This window comes from Bradyrhizobium sp. NBAIM03 (assembly GCF_020194055.1).
Taxonomy (GTDB): domain Bacteria; phylum Pseudomonadota; class Alphaproteobacteria; order Rhizobiales; family Xanthobacteraceae; genus Bradyrhizobium; species Bradyrhizobium yuanmingense.
In genome coordinates, this window is record NZ_JADYVS010000021.1 from 74374 (window position 1) to 89668 (window position 15295).

Sequence of the window (15295 nt, forward strand, 5' to 3'; positions counted from 1 at the left end):
CAACTGAAGCCGTGACGACGGAACGTTCAGCTGCAGCAAATGCAGCGCCAAAGCAGCGAGTCCGCGGCCGGCCCTTTCCGAAGGGTCGTTCTGGAAATCCGGCAGGCAAACGGCCAGGGACTCGTCACGCGACAACAGTCCTGGCCGAGGCGCTGATGTCGGCTGACCTCGAAGCCGTGGTCGCTAGGGTCGTCAGAAAAGCGAAGGGCGGCGACATGGGCGCAGCTCGATTGATCTTGGACCGGGTCATGCCGCGGCGCCGGGGCCGCCCCGTGCGGTTTCCGCTGCCGCGGATGAAAACTACGGGCGACGTTGTGGCCGCTTTGGATGCTGTCACGGCAGCCAAGGCGGACGGTGAGCTATCGCCGGCCGAGGCCATGGAGGTTTCTGCCGCCATCGAGATGCAACGCCGCGCGATCGAGACCGCCGACATCGAAGCGCGCCTCGCGCAACTCGAACAAAGGACCGGAACCAATGACGAAGAAGATTGAAGCTCGGCTCGCCGCGATCGAGCGCAAGCTCAACGCGAAGCGCCACCCGACCGACAAGGCTTTCCGGATCTTGTTCGTAGAAGGCGGTCCACCAGGGCCGATCAGTTGGGCCTACGCCGGCACTCTGAGGTGGAAGCGCGAAGCGAACGAGAATCTGGAGGAATTCGTCAAGCGGGCCGCTGATGCGGCCTATGTCGCCGGAGAGACGGCCTTGACCGTGGGCGGACTACCGAGAGGTGACGAGCGGACTTCGGAAGCTTCGATGATTGGTGGCAGACGATTGCTCCGCACTAAAGCGACGTGCCACCGCAAGAGGCGCCGCGGTTAGCGCCGCGGCAATCGCAATTTGGAGTCGGCCGGTGAACGAACGCCGGCTCGCGAAGGCGGGTTATGCCTACAGTCGCACCTTCAAGGATCCGCCCCCCCAATCGTCGAGGCCGATTACCAGCCGGTAACCCTTCAGAAGGATCCGGAGCAGATCCTCGCTCTGATCTTCGCCCGGCTCGGGCGAGATTACGGCGGCTCGGTGGTTGGCGGGCCGACGGGCGTCCGGATTAGCGGCACCAGCGGGCTGACGCTTACAGTCATTCGGCGCCCTACTTTCCCGGCCGGGTTCATCCTGCGACGCCTCCGGACGCGCTGGCCCAAGAACGCGCGTGGTGGTCGAAGCGATAGGTGGTTGCCAGTTAGGTTACCCCGGAAAGGTCAAAAGGCACCGAGTACAACAAAGCCCCACCATCAGCCGTACTGAATGTTGCGCTCAATCGCCTTCGCGAGGTTCGCCTTGGTCCTCTCTCACCAAGATCGGCATGACGTTCACAATATACGGTCCTCCCATTTTGTGTGACGATCCCGTAATGGTGAGCGAGCCAGAATCTTCGTCGAATGTGTACTGTTGCCAACGCGCTTCGAAGCGAAGGTGGAAGTCGTCAACATGTACCCTATGTGCTTCCTCAATATCGACTCTCCCATCGTCCGGGCCGCTGTGAGATATGATTGTTACGTCAGAGCGAAATAGCCGTGTGTTACCCCTCCATCGGTACTCTATCGACGCGGGAAATGAGGCGAACCCGGCCGCTTGGTTCGATTGCCAACCATCGCAGTCTCGCCAAAAACGCCTGAAATTCGCCAGAGCATTGAAATTCGCACGCTGGGTTCCTGGGGTCGGCCGTTTCATCTGGCAGCTCCTTCTCTATTGCAACAAACGCGTGCCACGACTTACCAGCGCACCCGTCCCATCATGCGTTTATTCGCATCGATGATCGGAATTGTCGGAGCCTTCCGATGTTCGATCAACTGCTGCGGCCGTCGCCAAGTGTACCGCGCGCAGCCCAGAACATCGAGTATCGCCGGGGTTCGGCGCGCGAAGAAACGCCGCACGAAGGGCATGATCCCATTCTCCAGACCAACCGCACAGGTGTCGTATTGCGCCGGGTAGCCGCTCAGCTCGGATTCCGTGTTTAAGATTCGGGCGTCGTTATAGTCTCCGTCGAGCGTGATTTCCCATCCGGTCGGAATGTCGGCGGCACGGGAGAGGCCGGCCCCCAACAGGAGCGCAAACACGCCCTTGCTCTCGTAGATGGAGAACGCGAGTTGCGTAAGGGGATCGTTCGTCAAAAGCGGCATTCAGGACCTCAGCAGGATCTGTCGCGCGGTATTCCGGCTTGCGAGTGTTTCATATTTTGAGATTGTGACCGTCGTCCGTGACGCCAAAGAACCGAAACGAGACCGTCGCACTGGTTGAGGTGCATCGTCCGATCCTTGGCGGGCAGACTCCCTGCGAGATGCCTTGCGTATTCATGCACCATCTCAATTTTTTGCGGATTTAAGTGTCAACGTCAGACCCTGTGTTTTCGCGCATACTCAGCCAAGCGCTGATATCGATTGTCTTTTCGCAACCCCGGTATCGCTTGCACGATAGCCTCCAGGCACTTCACAAGTTCTCTGGGAGCCCAAGGTTGATCACTGATGATAGCGTCGAGCAAACGCAATGCGGCTTTGGGAAATCGGGCGCACAGTCCTGACTCATCCAGCTCGTGCACAACATGGTGGGGATGCTCCAGGGGCTGCAGCCAGTCCACAACCGCGCCTAAGGTTGAAGCAAACCCGCGATGCTCAGGACAGCCAGCGAGTCCGCGATGCTATTTGAAGCAAGGTTTCGGGACTTGGGCCAGACCTCTTGCCAGAACGGGCGAACGCGATTCTTCCAATAATCCTGGCGCTGCTTCCTACGAAAAACGGGCTCGGATACGAACAAGTCCGGAGCAGCACATGCTGTGGCAGATCAATAGAATTTAAGCCGTCTTGTTGTTTTTAGCATGCTCATCCTTTTCAACCTTCTCAGCCATAGCTTTGGCCCGTCGATACGCGTCGAAACCATAGCAAGCCCAAGCCACGATCCGGGGGATAGGGCCGGTTGTTGCGTAGGTCGCAATCTGGCGTCGACTGCGTCCAAGATGGGCCGCAGCCGCCTCTTGAGTCAGGTTGTTGCGCGCGAGAAAAGTTGCAAACTCCTTGGGCGTAATGATCTGCTCAGCTAGCGCATAGATCATATCCGCCGACATCGTGAGATCATCGCCACCATCCCAAATGACCGCGTCCCCATCGTTGTCGACAAGGCGCGCCGTCATGCCGATTCCGAGATCATCGCGCGCACCGTTCCGAGTTGATGGCGCGCGGGGCTCCGAAATGATCGCGCGCAGCGTTCCGAGCATTCTCCGCGCAGCATTCCGACTTGATCGCGCGCAGTTTCGGATGGTGTGAGGCCTGATCGTTGGCCATTTCTCCGGCTGGAACAGCTTGGAGAATTGGATGCCGACGAGGAGGGTTATCATGCGCCAGGTGCGCGAGATTGTGAGGTTGAGCCTTGAGGCTGGGCTCTCGACACGCGTGGTTGGCGAGCGTGTCGGCGTCGGGCCGACGACGGTCCGTGACACGCTGAAGCGGTTTGCGCGCGCCGGGCTGACATGGCCCGTCCCGGAAGCGATAAGCGACGCCGAACTGGAGCAACGGCTGTATGGGGTGCCTGGCGTGAAGCCGGGTCGCCGCAAGGTGGCCGAGCCTGACTGGTCCGTTATTGCCCGCGAGCTCAAGCGCAAGCATGTGACCTTGCAGGTGCTGTGGGACGAGTACATTGCAGAGCATCCCGGCGGGTATCGGTATAGCCGGTTCTGTGACTTGTTCCGCAACTGGGAGGGCCGGCTGCCGCTGGTGATGCGCCAGCACCACGGCGGGGGCGAGAAATTGTTTGTCGACTATGCTGGCGACACGGTGCCGGTGGTTGACCGTAAGACGGGCGAGGTGCGTGACGCGCACATCTTCGTCGCGGTCATGGGCGCATCCAGCTTGTCGTTCGCGCTGGCGACGTGGACCGAGCAGCTCGGCGACTGGATCGCGGGACATAGCGCGGCCTTCAGCTTCTTTGGCGGCGCGACGCAACTGCTGGTACCCGACAACGCCAAGGTCGCGGTGATCAAGGCCTGCCTCTATGACCCTATGGTCAACCGCAGCTACAGCGATATGGCGCAGCATTACGGCACGGCGATTTTGCCGGCACGGCCGCGTCGGCCGAGAGATAAGGCGAAGGTCGAGGCCTGCGTCGGAATCGTCGAGCGTTGGCTGCTGGGGCGGCTGCGCAACCGCATTTTTTACAGCCTGGCCGAACTCAACGGTGCGATCGCCGAGTGGCTGACCAAGCTCAATGACGGACGGGTGCTGCGTCAGTATGGCCGGACACGGCGCCAGCTGTTCGAGGAAATTGATGCGCCGAATCTTAAGTCGCTTCCTGGCGAGCCGTGGGTCCATGCCGAATGGCGCCGATGCCGGGTCGGGCTCGACTATCACGTCGAGATCGAACGACACTACTACTCGGTGCCCTATCGCTTCGCCCGTCGCGAGGTCGAAGCGCGGATCTGCGCGCGAACGGTTGAAATCTTCCTGGGGGGCGAGCGTATCGCCGCGCACATGCGCGGCAGCGGCAACGGGCGACACACGACGATCAGCGCCCATATGCCTTCCAGCCACCGGCGCTATGGCGAGTGGACGCAGGCAAAGATCCGCAGCGAGGCAACCCGGATTGGCCCGATGCTGCGCCAGCTGGTCGACCGGATCATCGAGGATCGGCCGCATCCCGAACAGGGCTATCGTTCGTGCCTGGGTATCCTCCGGCTTGAGAAGCGCTTTGGCGCCGAGCGCCTCGAGACGGCGGCCCTGCGCGCGCTCGAGATCCAGGCGCGCAACTACCCAAGCGTCAAATCGATCCTCGAGAAGGGGCTCGATCGCGTTGCAACGCCCGCGTCCCCCGAGCGCGAGCCGATCGTACACACCAACATCAGAGGCTCGGACTATTATCACTAGAAGGGAAGACAATGCTGACACACCCCACACTCCACTTGCTTACCCGGCTCGGCCTTAGCGGCATGGCCGAGGCCTTCACGAGCCTCACGGACAATGAGGAGGTCCAGGGTCTCGCTCACGCCGAATGGCTGGCGTTGCTGCTGGACCATGAAGCGACTTGGCGTAACAACCGGCGCCTGGCGCTTCGTCTTCGCAAGGCAAAGCTGCGTCATCATGCCGTGCCCGAGGATATCGACTACCGCGCTCCCCGTGGGCTCGACCGCCGCTTGTTCGACACGCTGCTCAAGGGAGACTGGATCAAGAACCATGAGAATTGCGCCATTGTCGGGCCAACCGGCGTCGGAAAAAGCTGGCTTGGCTGTGCGCTCGGCCACAAGGCCTGCCGGGACAACCACTCTGTGCTTTACACCCGGCTGCCGCGGTTGATCGAAGAACTGGACCTTGCCCGAGGCGATGGCCGACTCGCTTCGCAGATGAAGAGCATCGCCGCCGTCGACCTCCTAATTTTGGACGATTGGGGCCTGCAAGCCGTCGACGCCAATGCCCGGCATTATCTGCTCGAAATCCTCGAAGACCGCTACGGCCGTCGATCAACACTCGTCACCAGCCAGCTTCCAATTGCCAAATGGCACGAGCTCATAGATGACCCAACTTACGCTGATGCCATACTTGATCGCCTCGTTCACAACGCTCACAGGCTCGAACTGCACGGTGACTCCATGCGTCGCCCGCCGGTTCTTCCTCGGCCTTGATGGCATGTCGGCCGATGAAGACCGAGACCGCAGCCCGCGAAGCTGACCGGCCGCTACGGCACTGCTGGGGGTGCGCGTCCGATCAGCTTCGCTCCATCGAACGACACCATCAAAACATGTGACGTGATCTCCTCGGCAGCCGCTTGACCACGGACTAACGATGGTGCCAATTACCTTTAACGATCGGGTACTTCACCTGCGCGCGATCAGATTGGAAAGCTGCGCGGCATCAGATTGGAATACCTGCGCGCGATCATTGGAATCCGCACGCCGTCAAAAACCGGCCTTCTCACGAAGCGGTTTGTAGATTTTGTAACTGAAGATTATTGGACTGATATCAATAGCATCCTCCCGCCCGGCGCGTGGACCATCCGCCGACTTCACGGCGATGGTGTAGGGAGCGAAGGGCTTAATCGATGCCGTGCGAGGAAGCGGAATTCCGCTATCGATAGTCTCATTCTCGCTCATTTAGCCTTCTCCACTCTGCTGCCAGAAACGCTCGATTTTCCGCCTTCTTTGCGCAGGCGATTACTTCGTCTAGATCCTTCTTCGATGCCTTCCCTAATGACACTTAGCGTCACCAAATCGATAAGTGCGTTCGAATTCGGCCCTTTGATGTGGAAATGAGGCGGGTTATGGTCTCCCGGATAAATGTATATCTTACCGCTGAACTTCGTCGAGCTTTGGCCGACCTGCCTGGCAACGCCCTCTTTCGTGGTCAAGTGGCTCACTATGAGAAGAACGGAATTCCATCTGTTGTCACATCGTTCGACAGAAAGGGCTGATTCCCAGTGAAATGGTCAAATGGTGCCAATATGCGAGCAACGTGCTCGAGGCTTTCATTGGGAACTCCGTTTCCTCATTAGACTTCACTCAAGCATTGCCGCAGACGTCCACGCTCAAACCGTCCCGACAGTAAAGCCTGTCGCGGGCCCGTGGGAAGCCGGACAATTCATCTTCCCGTCGCATGCCAACAAAGCACGGAAGTCGCTCAGCGGAATAGCCTGCAATACAGGGGCCGGCAGCCCCTGCCTAGTCGTTTTCGACGATGCTACGCTGGCGCACTACGTGGTCGTCTCGTCCTCGGGCTATGTGATCGACAATGCGGCTGTACCGCTCCGATCCTCGGACGAGGAACTGGACGCAGAAGGGGCGACCACCGACGGCAAATATTTCTACGTTACGGGCTCCCATTCGGCAAAACGCAAGACCTGCGAGAGCAATCCGGGGAGCCGGCATGTTATCCGGTTCGCTATCGACCCCACGAGCGGAAGGGCAAAACTGGATACCTCGCAGCACTTCGCCGACTACAAGGATACCGACGCCCTCTGGCGTTTAATGAGCTCCCTACCCGCATTGTCGGACAGCATCGGCGAGCAGAAATGCCTGAGAACCGAGCCGCCCGAGAAGGCTCCCAACCTCAAAGGGCAACGAGGCGTCAACATCGAAGGCGTCGCAATACGGAACGGGACTTTGCACTTCGGCTTTCGCGGACCGGCGAAAGATGCAAGAGCGCCGATCCTCTCGGTAGATGCCGTCGCACTATTCGAATCCGACACACCGAAGGCGGACGTCACGTTGGTCGAAGTCGGCGAAGGCCGCGGTATAAGGGATCTGGTTCAAGTGAATGACGGCGTACTGGTCCTCGCTGGCCCCGACGACGATGTCGCCAATGAGAAGGCCGGTTGGATCCTGGGCCTGTGGGATGGCGTTCACGCCGACGTGGCGAAACTGAAAAACGTTACCGGCCTTGGACTCGATGATGTCAAGCTCCGCAAGTGCGACGATGAGCTCAAGCCGGAGGCGTTGGCGGTGTTGCGAGACGTCAGCGACGAATATGAGCTGGTAATCTTGGCGGATGGTATGTGCGACGGCGGACCTTTGAAATTCGTGATCCCACGAAAGCCGCACTAAACTCCGTTCTCGACTGTAAGGGAAATGCCAAGAGCTGGGATCGACGCCAAGATTCCGACGCTTTGATCACGTTGTCCTATCGAGAGGACGCCGCGGGGTCGCGGCATCAGATTTGGCAATCCGTCCAAGGCCGACGCGACGAAAATGCCAGTTAGCATCACCTGGAGGACGCGGCTGTGACTGGCGTGGCACAATTTATTCCAGTCACCCGCGTTTCAGTGCAGAAAGTGCCTATCGCATGTTTGCCGAACGGCAAGCTGAAATAGTTAGCCATTCAGGCGCTGTCGCGAGCCGTTAAGCTTGGCATGTTCAAGAGCCCTCAACCCATTATAGGCTCATCCTAACCGACCGACTCTATGCGGTCCGAAATCTTTTCCAGATACTGAAATGCGCGGCCAGCGTGTTCACCGGCCCGCTTCATCCATTCTGCGGATTGTTCAATGCGCCGGGCCTCGGGCGGCACTCCTCCGTTCGAGACAGTCAAAAGCTGTTGGCAGACCACCTCAAAGTCCTGCGCGAGATCGTAGATCAGATAGGCGACGTTATCCAGGGTAAGCACATTGGCGAAATACGGCTCTTGCTCGCCCTCCAGCTTCATCTCGACGAACGGTACGAGTACTGTCCGACCCGGCGCAGTTTCCTCACCGGAAGCGACTTTGCTCTCGTCTCCTGCGGCCTCGATATCACCGACGGAAAGGAGCAAGGACATAAGCGAATTTTTCACGACGCTCACATTGTCGAGGAAATCCCCGTACATGCGGATTGCGTCAGGAGTCCGCTCTTCGCTTTCCGAAGCGGCGTCTACGGCCCGGCTACTCGCCATCTGAATTTCTCCGATCCGAACTTACATCCGCTCAAACAGCCACTGCCTTGCTGAATGCAGCGGGTTCGTATTGGTTTGCGCTTCTGGTTGGATGAAGCAGCTCCTTGGCGTTTTGGACCTGCTTCGCTCCCCCGTGTTTGATTGGATGCGAAGTCACTGTCGTCGGCACTCCGACACGCTTGTGACTGTGTGCTGGTGTTTCTCTTTCGGCGATTAGCTTGGCGGCCCGCAAGCCGACCGAGGTTAGACTGAAAGCCGCGTGCTTACCAAAACTGGTACGCCGGATAAGACCGGCAACCGTCATCATATTCAGCACTCGTGAGAGATTTGCCTGTCCAAGGCCAAAGTGGCGCAGCAGTGCTGCCCTGTAGATTCGACGATGCGGCTCACGGAAAATCTCCATGAGGATGTCGCGGACATGCTCACGCTGTAACACATCCGCGGATGACAGACGCTCGCCCGCAGTAATGGATTCAGAGACCAACTCCTTCAGCACACTGATCTTGTCTGCAAAGGTCTTGTGATCGACCTCCAGATAAGCCCCAGTTCGCGCCATAATCTCGTGCCAGCGCCGCAATTCTTCGTCTCGCCGGCCGTCGGACAAGCACTTCCAAGTCCAGGCGCGGAGGGCTCGGTAGATGCTTTCAGCCGCACGGGCGCCGCCGTCGGTTAGGGCAGCACGAATGATGTGCCGCGCTTCCTCGGGAGAGGCATCGCCTAAAGCGATATCGTCGAAAGCCAACATGGAACCGTTATCCCATCTAAGGTTTAAGAGATCGTTTTACAACGTTTTACACCCGATTTGGTCCCGAAGTAACCCCATGTTTCATTCTGAAACAAACTGCCATTTCATAAGTGATTTCAAGGAATTGACGGAAATGGAGGCGGGAGACGGCGGCAGGGGTAAGACGTAGCCAAGCTCCTTCTGTGACGCCAAGCGGGCGTCCGTTTGCTGCACCACGAGAGCGCGGGCACCCGTTTTTGCCTGCACCTCCGCCGCGACGTTGAGGTGAGCGACCATAGTGGACTCCTCCCCCATAGATGGCACAGCGAAAAAATCTACGGGCAAGGTAAGGTAAGGCGATGTCATCGAGGCCCGATCGCAGAAATCTCGGCAGATGGCCAAGCCGATCAGTTGGCTGTCGGTAATAAGGACGGGGATACATTCCCCCGATCTGATATCCTCCAGACGGCCCTTTTCATCCCGAGCCGGAACAATTTTATCGAATGAGCGGATCACACGTCCGTATCCGTCCAAGACCGTCGCTCGGTTGAAATAGCCTACATCAGTCTCTTCATGCCAGCTTCCGGCGAGCAGCCAGTGAAGAGGGAATTCATCATCACTGGCAATGGTGCGCTTCCGTAAGAGGTCGCAGATCTTAAGTCGCGTGGATTGATCGATTGTCAATTCCGGCCAGACGATGCCTGCACACCCATTCGACATCGATTGCTCGATCTGATTGTCCAGGGTTTCATCGATATCGTCGAACGTGACGTTTTCGGCGATGAAGTTGCCTTCGCGAGTTTCGCGAGTGAAAAGCTGAAGGTTGGAGAACAGCGAGGCCGCAACTCCCGACTTCTCGCCAGCTTCCCGTAGGTCTATGCGGATGGGGACGACTTCGAGACCACCTACCTCGGAGGGAAGTAGGCGATGCCTCAGTATTCCGCGTTTGAGATAAGGTCGCCCAGCGAGCCGAGAGTCCTGCAAGTTTCGCGGGCGAGGCACGACGAGCATGTTGGTCGAAGGACAACGCCACTCATCTAGCTCCGAATCAGGGTCCCCAAAATCCGTCCCGGAGGTCGTGTACAGGTATTCATCGACTGCTCTAATCTGGCTCCCCAGAGAAAGCATCCAGTCCTCTGGGGATAGCGAGCGCGGCGTCCAGCGATGAGTGCCGCGCGTCATCGTCTCGATCCGCCGGCCAGTCAAATGTTTTAGGGTCGCTTCTGAAAGTCGCTCGTAGGCCGCGAGAACAGGGATTGGCGCCTCACACGCAAGCAAATGCAGTCGGCACAATACCGTGGTAAGCGGCTTCTTTTCTATCGAAGGTGCAGCAGCAATTTCCGCCTCGAGATTGCGTGCCTTATCAATCCATTCCTGAAAATTCATGCGCCGACTGGTCACCCCCCCCTTGCGACAATGCTAGGGCTTTTCGCTTCGCGCAAGCTCCGCCGCCCTAGTAATTTCCCTAGGCGGTGGACAACCTGAACGTGACGGGGCTCGCTTCGGAGGCTAAGTTCGAGTCGAGCGTTAGGCCGAAGACGGTCAACGCTGCCCCGATATGACTGCAAGCCGTTATCGGAGCCAGAGCTTAGCCAATCGCGACCGCGCCCAATCGGTCGTCGACTTCGCGAATCCGCACTCCTAGCCTCCCTGCCAGGGGCTCAAGCACACCCAAAACCACCTCCCTGAGGTCCCGATGCGCGGCATTTTCATAGATGAGCAGTAGCGAATCTAGGGCCGGTTGAGACCCGTGAGCCGCGATCATGCGCAACCGAACCGGACGCCCCATTATAGGAGCAGCGAGAGACGACCAATTGCAGGAACGAAAGGTCGAGCAAATGTTGCCGGTCCTGCAAGGTGTAGCGCTTAATTCCTGGACCTCCATTTCATCGGCCGTGTCGATCAAGCTGGACATTGCATCACGATCGCCGTATCGCGCAGCAAATATCAATAAGCGCCTGCGGAGAAGCTCCTCTACATCTCGATCGTCAGACAGCGAGCGGAGAATCTCCACCTTTCGCGCGCCTGGAAGCGTTTGGGGATCGTTGACCGCGACTTGGAGTTCTTCGGCATGAAAAGGGTACCCGATTCATTGCAGGCTGTGCAGCACTTGGAAGCCCGATCACCCGCCCGAGCGAGGCCTGGGCCACGTCGGCCCTAGGGAAATCCCGAGGTACGGGGACGGGTGCCCTACCGGTCAGCAAAAACGCTGTCGAGGAGCCGACTAAGTCTGAATCCCGCCTTCTGAAGCTGTTGCTTTACAATAGGAACATTGACGGCAAGGTAATCCTCACTGACGGCGACCGTACCCTCCGGAAGGTCGCAAGACGAGCTATGCATAACGCAATAACCAGTCTTGACTGACTCAGAGATGGCAAATGACTCGTTCGCCCAGTCGCGAGGTTCGGACGAGCTCCACTTCAGTTTCATCTCCGGGGTGATTTCGTCGATGAGCTCCGATGCAGCGTCGAACACATCGGATCCAACTGCCTGCACGACTAGACAATTATCCCACGCACTGTGCAAATTACCCGAACATTCTCCTCGCACACGAATGTTGTTTCCGCCGCGATCGTCCTCGAATGACACATGCAATGGCTGATGAATGTCTCCCACCCAGTGACCGAGTGACTTCAGCGCAATGAGCCTATCCACCGTTTTCTCGTGTCTCGAGTTGACTAATTTCGAATCGTTCAGGATGGCTTTCAGTACGCAGCTTGGCGCCAACGGGCAGTCATCCGACGTGAGCCCACGCGAGTCTCGTGGAAGGTTGACGAAGTGGTCTTGAGTACGAATGCGCGGATGGTCGGGAAATACACAAGACTCGGAAAAGGTGTCGAACTCCGTGTCTGCTCGGATGAGCTTGCGAACCGCGGCACGCGTATTGGGCAGCGCCAGTCGATAGGCGATCTCGCAGACGATTTTGTGTCCCTCGTCGCCCCACGCCGAAGCGCTGGTGCAAAACGCAAGAAGAGCGATAATTGCTAAAGGTATGCGGCGCATCACTAAATCTCCCAACGCTCACGGTAAGGGAACTTCAACAGGAGTTGGCGAGCCTTCCTTCTCGCTGTCGAAGAGGACGAGGGCTCTCAATTTGGACTTCGTTACATCTAGGGGAAGCACGGCTTCCGGTTTGCGCTTACCTTTGAATGGCAATTCGGCGAGGAGGCGAACCTTTTCGCTTCTTCCGTTCCAGAGATAGAGCGCATAAGACCCAGGCTCGTCCGCGGCCGGGCCTGCCAAGATCAGCAAGCTGCCAGCGAAGCTCGTCAGGTCGCGAACACCGCGGCCGGGCCCCAATCGAAGCCGAAACGTTTCATGCCGATCGTCTCCCCCTTCAAATAAAGCTTTCGCCCCCACCGACAGCACGACCGCCCGATTCCCGCTTAGGACGGGCCCTCGAAAGCCGACGAACAACTTGCCACCTGGCCCAAACGCTAGGCCCTCGATGGTGAGGCCGTTCTTCTCCAGACGCTTATCCATGAATGGGCGAAGTGTCCGATCGGCCGCGATAATATCCCGCAACCTTGCGGACCTATCGACGCCCGCGCCATCCTCCCGAAATCTGACGATTTGGCTGCTCGCAGCGATCCTCGCTCGGATCTCCGCAGCATTTGCCTTGGATTTCAGCTTTCCCTTCTTATCGCGCGGATGGCCGTGCGAACCGATCACATAGTAGAAACCATCTGCGAATGCGACGGCCTCGCCGTCTAGCTCGAGCGCTTTCCCCTCAAAACTGTTAGCAATTAAGTCGACCGGTTTGCCAACAATGATCTCTCCATCGTGAACCTCCACGAACTGCGCATGCTGTACGTTGTCGTCGATGACGACGCATAAACGAGGAAAGCCCTGGTCAGTGGCGCAGGCCATCCCACTTACATCCTCGGCTTTCTCACCGTCCTTCCCGAGCAATCTGCCGTCAACGTGCCAAGCGTCGCGCTTCTCCGCCAGCGCAGGCCCGGTAGAAGCGGCAAGAAGTAGCGCGAGCAATCCCGCTCTTCCAATGAAACTCATTGGATTTCTCCGACGTACGGCGTTCATACCCTCCGAGAATCCCTCAATCTAACACGATCGAGTAGGACGTCCCAAATCCGTCAAAGAGCTTCCATGGCTCTCCGTCCTTGAAGATTAGGGTCTGGTGTCCAGTGGCATTGGCGATGGCTTCCGCCTCATCATGGATCACAACGCCGAAATGCTTGAAGGCGCTGTCCCTGTCATCCTGAACGTAGAGAACATAGCTCGCCACGACCCTAATCCTTGTCCGGGGCTTCTGTTTGCGTGTCTTAGCTCGCTTCGATTTCGACGCTTTGGTCTTCTTCACGCGCCCCGTCTTGCTGCTTTCTTCTTTTTACCCGCTTTTGCCTTAGCCGTTTTAGTGGGCTTCTTTTTTGCAGCCGCCGCAGACTTTTGTCCGGCAGCCGCTTTCGCTTCCCTTGCTTCTTTTGCCTTAGTTCGTTTGGCTTTGGCCCGCTCGACTTCGTCAGCAAATATGTCTTTCGTATCCTCCGCCGCTTCCGTCGACCAATTCGCCCGCGGGTCAGCGAAAAACATAATTCGACGACTGCAGTTGTAGTCGCCATCCTCAAAATACGGCGTCATCCAAGTCGGCGTTGTATCCAGCAACACCGCCTTTTTGGCAGCTTCGTCCTCTTCTTCATCAGCCATGGCCGCACGGTTGGCGCTCATTCGAAAGAAGAAGTGACGGAAAATACGATCGAACTCTGTGAGGTAGATGTCAGCGACACGGGTGTTGCCCCGGATGAAAAGCATGTTCTCGTCATTGGCCGTAAGGGAATTACCCGAGAAGTTCGCTGAACCGGTGCAAACGAATGGGTCGTCCGAAAGCGGGTCAATTAAGAGAAATTTTGTGTGCACGAAAAAGACGAAGCCTTTTCCGTCCTTTCGAGCCAATTCTTCGTCAACGAACCACTTCTCGAGCGGGAAATTGGGGATTGGCACCAGCTTTGTACCGCCCTCCCCTTCCTGCTTTTCGAAGGACTGCTTGGTCACCTTTCCGAGCACTGAGCCATTCGACATGACCAAGCGGCCGCGGCTACTGCGTTCCGCCTTGCGGGCATCCGCAGTAGCGGGCTTCTCGAGGAGAACGAAGCGCATTGAGTTCTGTTGTTTGCCCAAGGACCTCAGCAGTATTGGGTCGACGGTGAAGGCGGCCGTAAACATGCAAGACGTTTGCGCGTTCTCGATCCTCTTTCCGTACCAGTCGAGCAGGTTATCCGCGATCCTGGGCGAAAAGAATGCTGTGATTGGTTGCTCCGGGATGAGATTCGGCGGGTTCGGCGAGAGTTCGATGGCCGCTTCGCGCGCCGGCTTTCCGGTAGGGTTCTTGGAAAGAACCTTCCAATATTCGTGGTACTTCCGTGGGATCGCGGTTGGTTTGTTGCTCGCGTCAGTCACCACATGACCAACATTCGTCTGCCCCAGGAAACCAGACGGAGTGAAGTTGACTGATCCGGTCCAAACTGCCTTCGGACTTGCTTGGTCATCGAGCCAAATGATGAATTTGTTGTGCGGCGTTTGCGGGCGGGTTCGCTCGATCAGCCTCCCCGCAGGAAGTTTCACCTCATCGATGGCATCTTCGTTCGCCTTCGTCTTGTGGTAGATGATCTTGACGTCGACACCCCGAGCGATCGCCGCCTTGAGAGCCTTCAGCAGCGGAAGGTACGTAAATTCGTAGGCACAAACACGGAGCTTGTCGCCTTCTGGGACTTCGTTGATGAAGGTCACACAGGCCTCTTCAAGCCCCCGCGAAAGCCAGACTGAGGTTTCCTCAGAGACGCGATTCTTATCATCAACGGCGTTGTACATCTCCTCCGTCAGCGTGCGGTTTTGGAAAGTCACAGAGTACGCCCGGCTAGCGACTACCCCTCGATTGAACCAAACGCCGTGTTCTCCGTCGTTCTCCTTCTCTGTCCTGATTCTGACGGCTGCGCTATACCTCCGCTCAAGCCCGTCGATTTCACCGTACATCGCAACGATCGTGTACTCATATTCTGTGTCAGGGCGAGCTTCGTAGTCTGACCAAAGGAAGCTCTGGATCGGGTGCTGCAAAGTCGAGTACTTCGCACTCTTTTCTGGTTTGGGCATCAGCTTTTCGAAATATTTGGTTCCTTGCAACCACCGGGTCTCCTGACCGTGCCTAGCCTGGAATGCGAAGCCCCTGAGGCCCTCCAGTCGCTCGGGATCGATATCGATTGCCATCAGTACGACGTGTGTA

Annotated in this window: 15 protein-coding genes; 5 read left to right on the top strand and 10 right to left on the bottom strand. The window is 57.8% G+C overall.

What is annotated here, in order from left to right:
- Positions 1 to 11: 11 nt before the first annotated feature.
- Positions 12 to 491, top strand: a complete 480-nt coding sequence (locus I6F21_RS26985; RefSeq protein ID WP_225129993.1) for a DUF5681 domain-containing protein — start codon at positions 12 to 14, stop codon at positions 489 to 491.
- A complete protein-coding gene (locus tag I6F21_RS26990) occupies positions 475 to 819 on the top strand; it encodes a hypothetical protein (protein ID WP_225183744.1) in 345 nt (114 codons plus the stop codon). Before I6F21_RS26985 ends, I6F21_RS26990 begins: the two co-directional genes overlap by 17 nt.
- A gap of 890 nt (positions 820 to 1709) precedes the next feature.
- Here I6F21_RS26990 and I6F21_RS26995 read toward each other — a convergent pair.
- Together I6F21_RS26995 and I6F21_RS27000 are read right to left on the bottom strand one after the other, a co-directional pair.
- Entirely contained in the window at positions 1710 to 2117 is a 408-nt protein-coding gene (locus I6F21_RS26995) for a hypothetical protein (protein WP_225183745.1), read from the bottom strand.
- Between the two features lie 668 nt (positions 2118 to 2785).
- Complete coding sequence (locus I6F21_RS27000) at positions 2786 to 3325, bottom strand: hypothetical protein (RefSeq protein ID WP_225183746.1); 540 nt, start codon at positions 3323 to 3325, stop codon at positions 2786 to 2788.
- Between I6F21_RS27000 and istA the strand changes: the two genes are divergently transcribed.
- Positions 3324 to 4847, top strand: coding sequence for an IS21 family transposase (istA, locus tag I6F21_RS27005; protein WP_225183747.1), 1524 nt, complete (start codon positions 3324 to 3326; stop codon positions 4845 to 4847). The two genes, I6F21_RS27000 and istA, sit on opposite strands and share 2 nt — an antisense overlap.
- Before the next feature lie 11 nt (positions 4848 to 4858).
- Positions 4859 to 5599, top strand: a complete 741-nt coding sequence (gene istB, locus I6F21_RS27010; protein ID WP_225183748.1) for an IS21-like element helper ATPase IstB — start codon at positions 4859 to 4861, stop codon at positions 5597 to 5599.
- Between the two features lie 273 nt (positions 5600 to 5872).
- On the opposite strand, the gene I6F21_RS27015 is transcribed toward istB, so the two are convergent.
- Complete coding sequence (locus tag I6F21_RS27015; protein WP_225183749.1) at positions 5873 to 6067, bottom strand: hypothetical protein; 195 nt, start codon at positions 6065 to 6067, stop codon at positions 5873 to 5875.
- A 600-nt stretch (positions 6068 to 6667) separates the two neighbouring features.
- Between I6F21_RS27015 and I6F21_RS27025 the strand changes: the two genes are divergently transcribed.
- Positions 6668 to 7513, top strand: a complete 846-nt coding sequence (locus I6F21_RS27025; RefSeq protein ID WP_225183750.1) for a DUF3616 domain-containing protein — start codon at positions 6668 to 6670, stop codon at positions 7511 to 7513.
- A 340-nt stretch (positions 7514 to 7853) separates the two neighbouring features.
- Here the strand turns inward: I6F21_RS27025 and I6F21_RS27030 are convergent, their stop codons facing one another.
- From I6F21_RS27030 to I6F21_RS27060, 7 genes are all read right to left on the bottom strand, one after another.
- Positions 7854 to 8336 carry a hypothetical protein gene (locus tag I6F21_RS27030; protein WP_225183751.1) on the bottom strand — a complete coding sequence of 161 codons (483 nt, stop codon included), beginning with the start codon at positions 8334 to 8336 and terminating at the stop codon, positions 7854 to 7856.
- A 31-nt stretch (positions 8337 to 8367) separates the two neighbouring features.
- Positions 8368 to 9081 (bottom strand): hypothetical protein, encoded by a 714-nt coding sequence (locus I6F21_RS27035; protein WP_225183752.1) that lies wholly within the window; start codon positions 9079 to 9081, stop codon positions 8368 to 8370.
- Positions 9082 to 9162: 81 nt separating this feature from the next.
- Positions 9163 to 10446, bottom strand: coding sequence for a hypothetical protein (locus tag I6F21_RS27040; RefSeq protein WP_225183753.1), 1284 nt, complete (start codon positions 10444 to 10446; stop codon positions 9163 to 9165).
- Between the two features lie 804 nt (positions 10447 to 11250).
- A complete protein-coding gene (locus I6F21_RS27045) occupies positions 11251 to 12063 on the bottom strand; it encodes a S1/P1 nuclease (protein ID WP_225183754.1) in 813 nt (270 codons plus the stop codon).
- Between the two features lie 18 nt (positions 12064 to 12081).
- Positions 12082 to 13074 carry a DUF3616 domain-containing protein gene (locus I6F21_RS27050; RefSeq protein WP_225183755.1) on the bottom strand — a complete coding sequence of 331 codons (993 nt, stop codon included), beginning with the start codon at positions 13072 to 13074 and terminating at the stop codon, positions 12082 to 12084.
- Between the two features lie 43 nt (positions 13075 to 13117).
- The gene (locus I6F21_RS27055) at positions 13118 to 13306 is read right to left on the bottom strand and encodes a hypothetical protein (protein ID WP_225130013.1); all 189 of its coding nucleotides are present in this window, start codon (positions 13304 to 13306) and stop codon (positions 13118 to 13120) included.
- Positions 13307 to 13377: 71 nt separating this feature from the next.
- Positions 13378 to 15195, bottom strand: coding sequence for a phospholipase D-like domain-containing protein (locus I6F21_RS27060; protein WP_225183756.1), 1818 nt, complete (start codon positions 15193 to 15195; stop codon positions 13378 to 13380).
- Positions 15196 to 15295: the final 100 nt, after the last annotated feature.

Excerpts from the sequence above, each read along its gene's own strand:
- I6F21_RS27015 (WP_225183749.1), bottom strand. The coding sequence starts at position 6,067 with ATGAGCGAGAATGAGACTATCGATAGCGGAATTCCGCTTCCTCGCACG.
- I6F21_RS27050 (WP_225183755.1), bottom strand. The coding sequence starts at position 13,074 with ATGAGTTTCATTGGAAGAGCGGGATTGCTCGCGCTACTTCTTGCCGCT.
- istB (WP_225183748.1), top strand. The coding sequence starts at position 4,859 with ATGCTGACACACCCCACACTCCACTTGCTTACCCGGCTCGGCCTTAGC.
- I6F21_RS27000 (WP_225183746.1), bottom strand. The coding sequence starts at position 3,325 with ATGATAACCCTCCTCGTCGGCATCCAATTCTCCAAGCTGTTCCAGCCG.
- I6F21_RS27035 (WP_225183752.1), bottom strand. The coding sequence starts at position 9,081 with ATGTTGGCTTTCGACGATATCGCTTTAGGCGATGCCTCTCCCGAGGAA.
- I6F21_RS27030 (WP_225183751.1), bottom strand. The coding sequence starts at position 8,336 with ATGGCGAGTAGCCGGGCCGTAGACGCCGCTTCGGAAAGCGAAGAGCGG.
- I6F21_RS27045 (WP_225183754.1), bottom strand. The coding sequence starts at position 12,063 with ATGCGCCGCATACCTTTAGCAATTATCGCTCTTCTTGCGTTTTGCACC.
- I6F21_RS26995 (WP_225183745.1), bottom strand. The coding sequence starts at position 2,117 with ATGCCGCTTTTGACGAACGATCCCCTTACGCAACTCGCGTTCTCCATC.
- istA (WP_225183747.1), top strand. The coding sequence starts at position 3,324 with ATGCGCCAGGTGCGCGAGATTGTGAGGTTGAGCCTTGAGGCTGGGCTC.
- I6F21_RS27040 (WP_225183753.1), bottom strand. The coding sequence starts at position 10,446 with ATGAATTTTCAGGAATGGATTGATAAGGCACGCAATCTCGAGGCGGAA.
- I6F21_RS26990 (WP_225183744.1), top strand. The coding sequence starts at position 475 with ATGACGAAGAAGATTGAAGCTCGGCTCGCCGCGATCGAGCGCAAGCTC.